9 protein-coding genes are annotated in these 11856 nt (G+C 63.9%); all 9 read left to right on the top strand.

Annotated elements, in window-relative coordinates:
• The first annotated feature begins 71 nt into the window (after nucleotides 1–71).
• The 9 genes from VGD45_RS04525 to VGD45_RS04485 are packed head-to-tail and all read left to right on the top strand — an operon-like array spanning nucleotide 72 to nucleotide 11848.
• Nucleotides 72–1319: a hypothetical protein gene (locus VGD45_RS04525; RefSeq protein WP_331154078.1), complete on the top strand. Its 1248-nt coding sequence runs from the start codon at nucleotides 72–74 to the stop codon at nucleotides 1317–1319.
• Between the two features lie 30 nt (nucleotides 1320–1349).
• Nucleotides 1350–3695, top strand: a complete 2346-nt coding sequence (locus tag VGD45_RS04520; protein ID WP_331154077.1) for a protein kinase domain-containing protein — start codon at nucleotides 1350–1352, stop codon at nucleotides 3693–3695.
• Nucleotides 3692–6103, top strand: coding sequence for a PEGA domain-containing protein (locus VGD45_RS04515; RefSeq protein ID WP_331154076.1), 2412 nt, complete (start codon nucleotides 3692–3694; stop codon nucleotides 6101–6103). Before VGD45_RS04520 ends, VGD45_RS04515 begins: the two co-directional genes overlap by 4 nt.
• A gap of 14 nt (nucleotides 6104–6117) precedes the next feature.
• A complete protein-coding gene (locus VGD45_RS04510) occupies nucleotides 6118–6480 on the top strand; it encodes a hypothetical protein (RefSeq protein WP_331154075.1) in 363 nt (120 codons plus the stop codon).
• Nucleotides 6481–6507: 27 nt separating this feature from the next.
• Complete coding sequence (locus tag VGD45_RS04505; protein ID WP_331154074.1) at nucleotides 6508–7341, top strand: MotA/TolQ/ExbB proton channel family protein; 834 nt, start codon at nucleotides 6508–6510, stop codon at nucleotides 7339–7341.
• Nucleotides 7341–8756: an FHA domain-containing protein gene (locus VGD45_RS04500; RefSeq protein ID WP_331154073.1), complete on the top strand. Its 1416-nt coding sequence runs from the start codon at nucleotides 7341–7343 to the stop codon at nucleotides 8754–8756. Before VGD45_RS04505 ends, VGD45_RS04500 begins: the two co-directional genes overlap by 1 nt.
• Nucleotides 8737–9831: a vWA domain-containing protein gene (locus tag VGD45_RS04495; RefSeq protein ID WP_331154072.1), complete on the top strand. Its 1095-nt coding sequence runs from the start codon at nucleotides 8737–8739 to the stop codon at nucleotides 9829–9831. Before VGD45_RS04500 ends, VGD45_RS04495 begins: the two co-directional genes overlap by 20 nt.
• A 30-nt stretch (nucleotides 9832–9861) precedes the next feature.
• Complete coding sequence (locus VGD45_RS04490) at nucleotides 9862–10941, top strand: hypothetical protein (protein ID WP_331154071.1); 1080 nt, start codon at nucleotides 9862–9864, stop codon at nucleotides 10939–10941.
• A 7-nt stretch (nucleotides 10942–10948) separates the two neighbouring features.
• On the top strand, nucleotides 10949–11848 hold the full coding sequence (locus tag VGD45_RS04485; protein WP_331154070.1) for a hypothetical protein: 900 nt from the start codon (nucleotides 10949–10951) through the stop codon (nucleotides 11846–11848).
• Nucleotides 11849–11856 lie beyond the last annotated feature (8 nt).

Raw genomic sequence — 11856 nt, 5'->3', positions numbered from 1 at the left:
ACAAACTGGCGGAACGATTCGGCAATGGGGCAGGTAAGGCACGGCGACAAGAACGACTCAGGTTGAAAGTTATGAAGCGCACGCTTGCTCTAATCGTCATGACGGTCGCGGCCCTGGGTGCGACCGGATGCGTGACCCACGAAACCCGTCCCCAACAGCGAATCAAGGCCATTCAGGCCGCCACCGAAATCCCCGAATCGCAGCTGCTCGACGTCGGCGTGCGTCTGTTCGAGGAAAACCTTCCCAAGGACGAGAAGGTGATGGAGGAAGAGCACATCTTCCCCGAGGTGCGCAAAGCCGAGGCGCGCTTTCTGCCCATGCAGTTGCGCAACACGCTCGAAGGCACCGGCCAGTGGGGCCAGGTGCGCGTGATGCCCGAGGACGCCGAAGCGCTCGACGTATATGTCTCCGGCAAGATCCTGGAATCCACCGGTCAGATGCTGCGCGCGGAAATCACGGTGGTGGATGCGACCGGCCGTCAGTGGTTCAAACGCGAGTACGAACAGCTCGCCGACACGCGCTCGTACAAGGATCAGACCGGCAAGCCGCGCGATCCTTTCCAGAACTTCTACAACACGCTGGCCAACGACATGCTGATGTATCGCCAGCAGTTGACCGCGGCCGATCTCGAGACCGTGCGCCGCGTTTCCGAGCTGCGCTTCGCGTCGGACCTCGCGCCGTATGCGTTCAGCAGCTACATGACCCAGGACAAGAAGGGCGTGAAGCAGGTCGTGCGCCTGCCGTCCGAAGACGATCCGATGCTGCAACGGATGGATCGTATCCGCGAGCGTGATTACGCGCTGCTCGACACGATCAACGAACATTACTCGCTGTTCGCGGACAACATGTCCGAGCCGTACACCAACTGGCGTCGTTACAGCTATTCCGAGCTGGAAGCGAAAGACGAAGCGCGCCGGGCGGCCATCACCCGCAAACTGCTCGGCGCGGCCGCGATCGTCGGCGGCCTGATGGTCGGCGCGGAAGCAAATACATATGCCGGCCAGGCCGCGGCCACCGGCGCGATCTTCGGCGGCGCGTATGCCGTGAAGAGCGGCTTCGACAAGGGCGCGGAAGTCAAACTGCACTCCGACTCGTTGAAGCAGCTTGGCGAATCGTTCCAGGCCGAAGTTCAGCCCATGGTGGTCGAAGTGGAAGGCCGCACGCTGCAACTCAAGGGCACTGCCGAAGAGCAGTACACCGAGTGGCGGCGCTTGCTCAAAGAGCTCTACGAAAACGAAACCGGCACGCAGGTGCCCGTGGCGCCCGTACCCGAGGAGCAAACCTCGAAGGCCGCCGCGAAAACCGGCTCCGGCGACTGACGCGAGGCGCCCAACCCGCGAGCTTTCGTCATGTTGGAGCGCGGGCAGGAACTGTCTGCCAACCTAGTGCTGGTACGCCGCCTCGGCGCCGGCAGCAGCGGCGAAGTTTGGCTGGCCGAAGATCGTGAACGCGGCGGCTTGCGCGCGGTCAAGATCTTGTCGGCCGCGCTGGCGCGGGACGTCGCAACCTGGGCCGCGTTACGAGACGAATACGCACGGGTAGCGGCACTCGGTCATCCGAATGTTCTGCGAATCGTCGGTTTGTATCGGTCGGCGCATCAGGCGTGGATCGCGATGGACTATGCCGCCGGCGGTGACCTGACGCAGCTGCGTGGTCGCTCTTGCGGGGAGATCCTGCGAGCCGTCATTACAGTGGCCTCCGCATTGGCGGCGGCGCATGACGCCAACATCGTTCATCGCGACTTAAAGCCCGCGAATGTACTGTTGAGCGCGGACGGAGTGCCGCTGCTGGCGGATTTCGGCGCGCTCACGACCGGGTCGCCGTTCAGTGCCAGCCCGCAGCAGCTCGCCGGTGCGCCGGTCAGTGTCGCCGACGATATGTATGGTTTTGGCGCGCTGCTCTACGAGTTATTGTCGGGCTATCCGCCGTTCTATCCGGATGCGGCCGCGGCGCGAACTGTTGAGCGCGAGCCTGCGCCGCTGCCGGCCCACGTGCCCGAGGGCGTGGCGCAGCTGGTGGCGAGGCTGTTGGCGCGCCGGCCCGAGGACCGACCGACGGACATGCGGAGTGTCGAAAGAGAATTGCGCGCGGCGCTTGCGAGTCTGCCGCCGCCTGCGATGATGAGCAGTATGAACGAGCCTGCCCCTGACAAGCCTGCTTCGTTGAAGATCGAGCCGCCCGGTCTGCGTCCGCCGCCGGGTCAAGGCGAGCCCTTGCGCAGCGAATGGCAACGTAACGCCGGTCCGCGCGTCAGCGAGGACGAACTGCGCCGTCAGGGTTTCCGCCGTGGACTCGCGGCATCGCTGGTTGCGCTCGGCGTCGCCGCCGTCGCCGTCGTGTTCTTCGTGCTGCCCAAGTGGGTGGCTCGCGATCAGCCGGCCGCGAAAGCGCCGGCCGCCGCGGTAGTCGCGCCCAAGGTCGAGGACAAAGCGGCGGCAGAGAAGAAGGAAGTCGACTTCGCGGCACTGGCCAAAGCGAAGCAGGCTGCCGAAGAAGTGCGCGGCGCCATCGACGAACGGCTGCAGAAGCTCAACGAGCGCGCGGCCGCCCAATGGGGCGGTGAAGAGTACAGCCGCATCAACTCGCTGCTGGCCGCGGCGGATCAAGATTTCACCGCGCGCGAATACACGCTCGCGGAGCAAAAGCTCAACGAGATCCTCCCGCTGCTGGATATCGTCGAGAAACGCGCGCCACAGGTACTGGCGGAGCAGCTGAAACAAGGCGCGAAGGCTTTGCAGGACGGTCGGTCCGAGGACGCCAAGGCTGCGTTCGCGCTGGCGCTGAAGATCGAACCGAACAATCAGGTCGCGACGCGTGGCTTGAAGCGCGCAGGCACGTTGGACCAGGTGCTCGCACTGCTGACCACGGCGGAGCGCCTGGAGAAGGAAGGAAATGCGCTCGCCGCCGCGGACAACTTCCGTAAAGCATTGGCGCTCGATGCCGAAGCGACTCGCGCCAGCGAAGGTCTGGCGCGGATCTCCTCGCGTCAGGCCGCCGACGCATTCGCCAGCTCGATGGCGAGAGGTTACAGCGCGCTCGCAGCGACCAATTATTCGCAAGCACGCGAGGCATTCGAAGCTGCGCGTCGCATCCGTCCGGACGCGCCGGAAATCGCGCAGGCATTGCGGCAGATCGAGCAGGAGCAACGCACGGGCGTCATCGGCGTCAAGCTGCAACAGGCTCAACAGCTCGAGTCGCAGGAAAAATGGGCTGAGGCGTTCAAGGAATATCGCAGCGTGCTCGATCTGGATTCGACAGTGGCCGCCGCCAATGACGGCGTGGCACGCACGTCTCCGCGCGCGACATTGAACGAGCAGCTCGAACTCTATCTCACGCAACCCGAGCGCCTGTTCAGTCAGTCGGTGCGCGCGGTGGCGAAAGAAACATTGGCGCGTGCGGCGAGCATCGCCAATCCCGGCCCGATCCTGAGCCGGCAGGTCAAGACGCTGGGCGAATGGCTGGCGCGCGCCGACGTGCCGGTGCCGGTCGCATTGCAGTCGGACAACATCACTCAAGTGACCATTTATCGCGTTGGTGTGCTCGGAGCGTTCGAGCAGCGCTCTCTGGACCTCGTTCCTGGCAGCTATACCGTGGTCGGCACCCGCCCCGGTTACCGCGATGTCAGGCGCGAAATCAGCGTGATGCCGGGAGCAGCGCCGGAACCGGTCGTGATTCGCTGCGAGGACAAGATTTGAGCGAGCTGATCGTTCGCGAGGCATTGGGCGAGCGCCGATTCACGGCCACGGATTTTCCTATCGCTGTCGGTGGTCAGGGCAGCGCCATCGTCATGGCCGGCCGGCCCGAAGGCGCCGAAGCGTATCTCGGCATGCACGAGGATCAGTTGTTCGTGCAGCCGGCCGATGGCGCCGAAGTGCTTCACAACGGCGTGCCGGTGCGAAACTCCACCTGGCTGCGCAGTGGCGACGTGATCAATTTCGGCGCGGCCCGCCTGCGGCTGCTCGCGCAACGCGATCAGCGGATCGTCGAAGTCGACGACGGCAGCAGCGGCAACATCACGGCGCCGCCGATCATCGAGCCTTCGTCACGGCTGGCGGGCGGCGGCGAAGACGATGCCGAGCGCATCGATCCGTTGCAATTCCGCCCGACCGGTCCGGTCAAGGCCAAACAGACGGTCTCGCTCGACCTCAAAAAGATCGTCGGCGGGATCGCCGCCGTGCTGGTCGCTGTCGTGCTGTGGTTCATTTTCACCGCGACGTCGGTGAGTGTCAGAACCGACCCGGCCGAGGCCGTCGTCGATATCGAGGGCACGTTGCCAGCGGTGCGGTTCGCCGATCGCGTGTTGCTACGACCTGGCGATTATTTGATCAAGGCCACGCGCGAAGGCTACTCGCCCGCGCAGTTGCAGGCGAAGGTCACTAAAGAGACCAATCAGTCGTTCTCGTTGAAGCTGCAAAAGCTGCCCGGCCGTGTGCGCGTGGATGTGCCGAGCCAGGCGCGCGTCACCGTGGACGGCAAAGTACTCGGCGATGCGCCAGGCGAATTCACCATCGCACCGGGCAAGCACACGATTGCAATCGCAGCGGCGCGTTACCAGCCGTTCTCTGGTGAGCTGGACGTGGTAGGCGAGGGCAAGAGCCAGACTTATAAACCGCAGCTCGTGCCGGCCTGGGCGGAAGTCACGGTGACTTCGGAACCCGCGGGCGCGACATTGCTGGTCGGTGGCGAAGAGCGCGGCGTGACGCCGCTGACGACGCAGATCCTCGCCGGCAATCATCCGGTCGAGCTGCGGATGGAAGGCTTCAAATCGTGGACCACGGATGTGCAGGTAAAGGCCAACGAGCCGATGAATCTCGGTCCGGTGCGGCTCGGCTTGCCGGATGGCAAATTGGCGCTGCGTTCCGAGCCGTCGGGCGCGAGCGTTTCGGTGGGCGGCGTGTATCGCGGCCAGACGCCAGTCTCGCTCGAGCTGCGTCCCGACATTGCACACAACGTCGTGCTCACATTGCCTGGCTATGAAGCCGCGACGCGCGAGGTCTCGTTGACGGCGGGCGAAAGCCGCACGTTGTCTGTGCCGATGACCGGCGTGTTCGGCGAAGTGACCGTGCAAGCGCAGCCGGCGGACGCCGAGGTGTTCGTCAACGGCAAATCGGTGGGCGCCGCGAATCAGAAGCTGCGCCTGGTGGCGACCACGCAGGACATCGAAATCCGCAAGACCGGTTTCGTCACCTACAAGACCAGCATCACGCCGCGGCCCGGCGTGTCGCAGAAGATCGAGACCACGCTGCTGACGCCGGCGCAGTCACGACTGGCGCAAACGCCTGCCAACATTCGTAACAAAGCCGACCAGCAGCTCAAGCTCATGCCGGTGGGCTCTTTCACCATGGGCAGCCCGCGCCGCGAGCCCGGCCGTCGCGCCAACGAGGCGCAACGAGATGTGCAGTTCAAACGTCCCTTCTATATGGGCGTGAGCGAAGTCACCAACGGCCAGTTCCGCAAGTTCAAGTCCGAGCATCGTTCCGGCATCGTCGGCCAGCACACGCTGGACCTCGACAATCAGCCGGTGGTGGGCGTGACCTGGAACGACGCCGCATTGTTCTGCAACTGGCTGTCGCAGCAGGAAGGGCTGCCGCCGGCGTACGAGAACAAAAATGGCCGTATGATCGCCGTGCAGCCGCTGACCACGGGCTATCGGCTGCCCACCGACGCGGAATGGGAATGGGCCGCTCGTTACGAAGGCGGCGGCAAGCTCCGGCGCTATCCCTGGGGCGACACCCTGCCGGTGGCGCCGCGCTCGGGGAATTACGCAGATGTGACCGCACGTTTGATCGTTCAGGATGTCATTCCTGACTATGACGACGGCTTCGCCGCGTCGGCGCCGACCAGCAAATTCCCGGCGAGCCCGTTGGGCCTGTTCGATCTCGGCGGCAACGTCGCCGAATGGGTGCACGACTACTACACTGTGAGCGCCGACAGCAGCGCGACGGCGGTCGATCCTACCGGCCCGGCCGATGGCAAGCAGCACGTGATCCGTGGCGCAAGCTGGCGACAATCGAGCGTGACGGACCTGCGTTTGTCGGCGCGCGATTTCGGTGACAGTCAGCGTAACGACGTCGGCTTCCGTGTGGCTCGTTACGCGGAGTAGGTGAGGGGCAACAGATGAAAGCGCTTCGACTGCTGACGATACTGGCCGCGTGTTGCGCATTCGGCACGGCTACGCTGACCCCGCTGACAACCTGGTCCGCCGAGCCCACGCCCGCCAAGCCCGCGACCCCCGCGGCTAAACCGCCAGCGACCAAGCCGGCCGACGAATCCGCCACGCCGAAAGCCGACGAACCATCTTCGTCTGCCCAACCTTCCGCCGCCGCCAAAGGTACTCAAGGCGAGGAGGACGAAGCGGCCGCGGAGGAACAGCAGGCAGCCGCCAAGCCGAAAGCGCCGGGCAAGGGCTCGCCGGAGCGCTTCGTGCCTTCGGAACAGGTCCGCGCCGATTTCGATGTGTCGTTCCCTATCGATATCTGATTCGAGCTCCCGACAGGACACCCCATCATGGTAACTGCAGCCGCACCGGCTCCTCGCTCCACCCGCCCGGTCAAGTATCCGAGCGAGTTCTACGTGAACCTGGTGGCGCTGATCGTGACCATCCTGGTCGTGCATGCGCTGTACGTGTCATGGATCACGCCTACTGGCGATGAAATCGTCGCCGCCGAACAGGCGCGCCTCAAGGCCGATCCGGACTACGTGCCGCAGCGCTCGTTCTTCCTGGTGATCAACGCCACCGAGCAGGAAGTCGAGATCATTCACTTCATCTGGGCGCTGCTCATCCTCGGCTACAAGGCCGTCCTGGTTCGTCGCGAGCGCAAGCTGCTCGAGCGCGAGCTGATCCACGTGCCCGAGGGCATCAAGGTCTTGCCCGAGGATGCGAAGGACTACGCGCGTCAGCTGGAGGGATTGCCGGACCAGGACAAATCCTCGCTGGTGGTTCGCGCCCTACAACGCACGCTGGATCGCTTCTCTTCCACTCGCAGCATTCGCGACTCGGCGGAGACGTCCAAGGCGGTGTGCGATTCCGAAGCGGACCGGCTCGATTCGGGCCTGGCCATGATTCGTTACATCGCCTGGGCCATCCCGGCCATCGGCTTCATCGGCACCGTGCGTCACATCGGCGACGCGCTGTTGCAAGCTCATAAGGCGGTCACCGGCGACATCACCGGCGTGACCTCGGGCCTGGGCATCGCGTTCAACGCCACGTTCGTCGCGCTGATGCTGACCCTGATCCTGATGTTCTTCCTGCACCAGTTGCAGCAGGCGCAGGAGAGCTTCGTGCACGACACCGATCATTGGATCGACCAGCATCTGATCCGACACATGCAGGTGAGGTAGTGCTAGCACTCGAGCTCATCGACGCCGCATTGGTCCTCGCGCGCAAACATGTTGACGGCGGGGGCGAGGCCGTCGACGTCGTTGCCGACGCCCCCGGCGTCGCATTGTTGGAAGATCAAACCACGGTCACGGGTCTCGATGCGCTCCAGCGGTTGAAGGTCAAGCCGCTGCTCGCGCACACCAATTTCTGGCGCGGATTGAGCATACAGCCGCTCACTCGTCCGTCACGCGTCGCAGGTACGACCGCCGACGTGGCGTTCGCTCAAGCGGAAAAATTGCTCGGTCCCTTCAAGCAAGGCAACCAAAGCGTGCTGCTCGCCGTACCGGCCGGGTACAACCGGGATCAGCTCGGTTTGCTCCTCGGTGTGATCAACGAGACCGGCGTTCGCGTGGCCGGGCTGGTCGATGCAGCGCTGGCCGCATGCAGTCTGGAGCCGTCGCCCGCGCGAGTGTTGCATCTGGATCTCGAACTGCACCAGGCGGTGCTCACGGTGCTGGAATATTCCGGCGGCGAGCATCCGGGCCTGAAGCGCAGCCGTTACGAGATCGCCCTGCGTCATGGCTTGCTGGGCATCCAGCAAACGCTGATGCAATTCATCGCGGAGAATTTCGTCCGCAAGACGCGTTTCGATCCGCTGCACGAAGCCAGCAGCGAACAGCGCCTGGTCGATCAATTGCCCGCCTGGTTGAGCGAGTTGCAACAGGCCGAGACCATCACGATGTCGTTCCAATTCGGCGAGCGCGAGTTGCAGCTGGAGATGGAACGATCGCAACTGATTGCCGCCGCCGAGCCTCACTATGTCGAGCTGCTGCGACTGGTGCAGGGCGCGCGAGTGGCGGGCATGGCCATCGAGTTGCGAGTGTCGCAACGAGTTGCGTCGATGCCTGGCCTACTCGATCGGTTGCGAACTCTGCGTGACTGCGCTATCCAAGTGCTGCCGCCGGCGGCCGCGGCGTGGGGCGCGCTCCAGTATGAAAAGAGCATCCGCCGCGCGCCTGATTCATTGGCTCTGGTGTATCAGCTGCCGGTGCCGCGCGCCGAGACGGGAGAGGAGCAAACGTCCGATGTCGAAGCGACGCCGCCCCAATTGCGACCGACGCATGTTTTGTTTCAGGGCCGCGCCTGGAGCATCGACGAACAACCGCTGACCATCGGCTGGGCCGTCGAAGGACGTCAACGCGCGCTGACATTGCCGAACGCGTTGCCCGGTATATCGCGTGCACATTGCACGCTGATCCGTCGTAACGGCGCGGTCATGGTCGAGGATCACAGTACCTACGGCTCTTTCGTCAACGACGAAAAAGTCGCCGGGCGCACCACGCTCACCGTGGGCGATCGCCTGCGGCTGGGCTCGCCCGGCGTCACGCTCGAACTGATTCAACTGGTGAACGACGATGGCGCGCCGCAAGACTGAAGTCTTCAGCATGTCGTTTCTGGACTGCATCACCTGTGCATTCGGGTCGGTGGTGCTCGTCTATACGTTGATCAATGCGCAGGGCGGCCTGCGCGCGCAGACGGTGGATCGGACCCAGCGCGCCGAAGTTTCCAAGATGGAAGAAAAGGTGCTCGAGGGTTACCAGAAGCTGGTGGTGCTGCGTAACTCGCTGATCGAGACCGACGCCGAAAAAGTGCGCACCGAAGGCATGGGCACGCGAGTGCTCAGCGAGACCGAACGACTCAAGATCGAGCTGGCCGACGCCACCAAGGAAACATTGTCGCGGCGTGAAGCCATCGAGCGTCTCAAGGCCGATCTGAAGTCGCTCGAAGAAGGCACGCGCCGCCTCGAGGGCGCGAGCAAGGATTCCAGCGCCACCGGCACGCGCGTGCGTGGGTTCGTCGGCACCGGCGACCGTCAGTATCTGACGGGCCTGCGCGTCGGCGGCGATCGCATCCTGCTGCTGGTCGACGTCTCCGCCAGCATGCTGGACGAGACCGTCGTCAACGTCCTGCGTATGCGCAACATGTCCGAAGCCAAGAAGCTCATGTCGCAGAAGTGGCGCCGCACGGTGTCCACAGTGGAATGGCTCGCGGCGCAGATGCCGCTGGAAGGTCAGTTCCAGATCTACGCGTTCAACACCAAAACCTACCCATTGGTGGAAGGCTCGGAAGGTAAATGGCTCAAGACCAACGATCCCAATGCGCTGACCGACGCGATCGAGAAGTTGCGTAAGACGGTGCCGGCCGACGGCACCAGCATCGAGAACGCGTTCCTGGCGATGAACGCGCTCACGCCGAAACCGGACAACGTCATCATGGTGACCGACGGTTTGCCGACTCAGGCTGCGTCCGCGCCGCTGATCCGCAAGACCATCGATGGTGACGCTCGCTTGAAGCTGTTCGAGCGCGCCTTCGCCAAGTATCCGCGCGACGTGCCGTTCAACGTCATCTTGATGCCGATGGAAGGCGACCCAATGGCGCCGGCCGCGTTCTGGGTGGCGGCGCGCGACACCGGCGGCTCGTTCATGAGTCCCTCCAAGGATTGGCCATGAGTCTCCCAGAAGCGAACCCGGGAGCGGATCATGGGTAAGCGGCCCCGTCGCGAAACCGAGATCTTCAGCATCTCCTTCCTGGACTGCATCACCTGCGGGCTGGGCTCGGTGGTGTTGCTGCTGGTGTTGAGCCAGATCCGCGCGCCGACCATCGAGCAGTCCGAGGAAGACCTGCAAGAACAGTTGCTGAGCCTGCAGGACGAGCTGATCGAGATCGAAGGCCAGGTCGACATCCTGAACCGCGATCTGACCGCCAAGCAGGAACAATTGTCGGACGAGAAGCGTCGCATCGCGCGGCTGCAGGGCGATCTGAGCGACATCCGTGGCAAGTATCAGGCCTCCAAGCGGGAGGCGGATGTCGCCAATCAGCTCGAAGGCCGGCTGGCGTCGGCGCAGCAGTCGATGACCGAAGAAATGAAGCGCTTGCTGGGCGAGGGTTTCCGGCGCAAGGCGGACGACGCTATCGGCGGAATTCCGGTAGACAGCGAATACATCATCTTCATCATCGACACCTCGGGCAGCATGTTCAATTACGTGTGGCCCATGATGCTGGCCAAGGTCGAGGAAACCCTGAACGTGTATCCGCAGGTGAAGGGCTTCCAGATCATGAACGACGAAGGCACGTACATGTTCAGCGGTTATCGCGGCAAGTGGATTCCTGACACGCCGAGCCAGCGGCGCACGGTGATCGACCGGCTGCGCACCTGGAACGCGTTCTCCAATTCCAGCCCGATCGAAGGCATCGTCGAGGCGATTCGCACCTACTACGCGAAGGACAAGAAGATCAGCCTGTACGTGTTCGGTGACGAGTTCACCGGCTCTTCCATCGACTCGGTGGTCAAGGGCGTGGACATCATCAATCGCGAAGACGCCACCGGCGAACGCCGCGTGCGCATTCACGCTATCGGTTTTCCCGTGCGCCCGGATGCGCCTCAATACACCAGCATTCGCTTTGCGACGCTGATGCGGATCCTCTGTCAACGCAATGGCGGTTCGTTCGTCGGCCTGGACGATCCGGCGCGCGGCGGTCCCCGCATCCGTATCGGGCAAAACCTCGCTACGCCGCAGCCCGCGAACGAAGCGCTCGCCCAGGTCCCGCCGGGCTCATGAGGTCATCGTGAAAGACTTTCGCCTCCTGTCTCCGAACTCATGGCTGCACGCACGGCGGCGGCAGCTGGTCGTCGCCGCGGCTTGCGGGTTGAGCACCGCGCTCGTGCTGCTGGCGGGCTGCGGTCCGGTGAAGCTGGTGGCGAGCACCAACATTCCCCAGCCGCTGGTGGTGAAGATTCCCATCGCGGTCGCGCTGTTCGTGCCGACCGAGTTTTCTTCTTACGTGCACAAGGAAGAGCGCTGGAGCACCAAGTGGCACGTCGATCTGGGCAAGGCCCAGACCGAAGGCATTTCGCGGCTGATGAGTGCGATGTTCGAGCGTGTGGTGTCGGTCGAGAGCGTGAGTGCCGGCACGCAGGTTCCGGGCGGTGTGACCGCGATTCTCGAGCCCAGCATCGAGGAATATGCGTTCGTTACACCGCGCGATGCAGGCTCGCCGTTCTATGCGGTCAGCATCAAATATCGCGTGAACGTTTATTTGCCCGATGGCAAGCTCGCCGACTCGTGGGGCTTCACGGGTTATGGGACATCGCCGTCGCAAGGCTTGTCGAGCGAAGCGCCGCTGTCCACAGCCACCGCGTTGGCCATGCGAGATGCTGGAGCGAAGCTGGCTGTCGAATTCCGCGAGCAGGCAGTGATGCGTGGCCTGCTGCCCGAGTCCGCGTCCGCCGACTCGCCGGCTGGAACTGTTACCCCGGCCGCGCCTGGAGCTGCACCGGCTGTCACAACCTCGCCGCCCGCGACCGCGCCCACTGAACCTGCGAAGGAAAATGAGGACGCGGCGAGCGAGCCTCTGGAAGTCGAGAAAGACGTCGAGAAGGACGTCCCGCAAGAAGCCCCGAAAGAAGGCGAGAAGGACGGCGCGATCAAGCCGCCCGAGCCGGAGGCGTTCGCGCCGGTGTCCTGAGCCAGTAC

This window comes from Steroidobacter sp. (genome assembly GCF_036402275.1).
Classification (GTDB): Bacteria; Pseudomonadota; Gammaproteobacteria; order Steroidobacterales; family Steroidobacteraceae; genus Steroidobacter.
The sequence above is the reverse complement of the archived record's forward strand: the minus strand, read 5'-3'. Positions and strand labels throughout refer to the sequence as shown.